The organism is Kineococcus auxinigenes, assembly GCF_050871525.1.
GTDB lineage: Bacteria > Actinomycetota > Actinomycetes > Actinomycetales > Kineococcaceae > Kineococcus.
This window is the reverse complement of sequence record NZ_JBKBCT010000143.1, coordinates 1-1,009: the sequence shown is the minus strand read 5'-3', so window position 1 is coordinate 1,009 and position 1,009 is coordinate 1. Positions and strand designations below refer to the sequence as shown.

The 1,009-nt window shown below is 69.2% G+C and carries 1 protein-coding gene; it reads right to left on the bottom strand.

Annotated elements, in window-relative coordinates; all coding sequences use genetic code 11:
• Nucleotides 1-24: 24 nt before the first annotated feature.
• On the bottom strand, nt 25-873 hold the full coding sequence (locus ACRYR9_RS19675; protein ID WP_432499181.1) for an IS5 family transposase: 849 nt from the start codon (nt 871-873) through the stop codon (nt 25-27).
• Nucleotides 874-1,009 lie beyond the last annotated feature (136 nt).

The window sequence follows — 1,009 nt, the reverse complement described above, 5'->3', positions numbered from 1 at the left end:
TTAGAGCGACCGGCAGTAGGCACGTCACTTGAGCCGGCGGGTGGTGGGGCGCCCGGGCCAGCGGTAGCGGTCACGGGCCTCGTTGATGAGGCGTCGTAGGACGGTGAGGGCGGCGGCGAGGTGGGTGTAGAACTCCACCACGGCCCGGGAGCGGTCGGTGATCCGGCGCAGCTTGCCGTAACCGTTCAGCCAGGCATGGGTCCGCTCCACCGGCCACCGTTGGCCGACTTGGATCGGCGCCTTCACCCCCTTCACCGCGATGCGGCCCCGCAGGCCCAACTCAGCGAGGAGGGCGCGGGTGTTCTTGGAGTCGTAGCCGGCGTCCAGATGTACCGTCACCGTTGTCGGTAGCGGTCCCCATGCGTTCAGCCTGGCCAGGGTCGGGGCGAGCAGAGGTGAGTCGTGGCAGTTCGCGCCGGCGACCTCGACGTGCAGCGGAATCCCTGCCGCGTCGACGAGGACGGAGCGTTTCGTGCCGCCCTTGCCTCGGTCAACGGGACTGCGGCCCGCGCACTGTCCACCGCCGACGGCCTTGGTGATGGAGCCGTCGACAGACACATCGGCCAGGTCCAGGCCGATCATCGTGTCGTAGGCGGCCAGCGTTGCGGCGAATACCTCTTGCCCGATCCCGGCAGCAGCCCAGGCATGCAGTCGGCGGCGGATGGTGCGGTCGGAGCAGCCGGGGACGGCGATGCGTTCCAGGCCGGAGCCGTGGACGAGGGCGGTCAAGACGAGGTCGAAGACGACGCGGTCGGGGACGCGGCGGCGGTGGCAACCCAGGGGATGGGTGGGGTCGAACTCGGTTCGGGCAGGTAGCAGCGTGGCGAACTGGGCCCACAGGGGTTCGGTCAGCGATGATGGCAGGACGGGCACGGGTTCTCCGGTGATCTTGAAGCGTAGAGAACTCCATGATCACCGGGGCCCGTGCTCGCCTGGGTCCGTGACACGCCAGACCCTCACCGAGTGCTTGAGCCACCCTGCCCGGTCCGCCTACTGCCGGTCGCTCTTA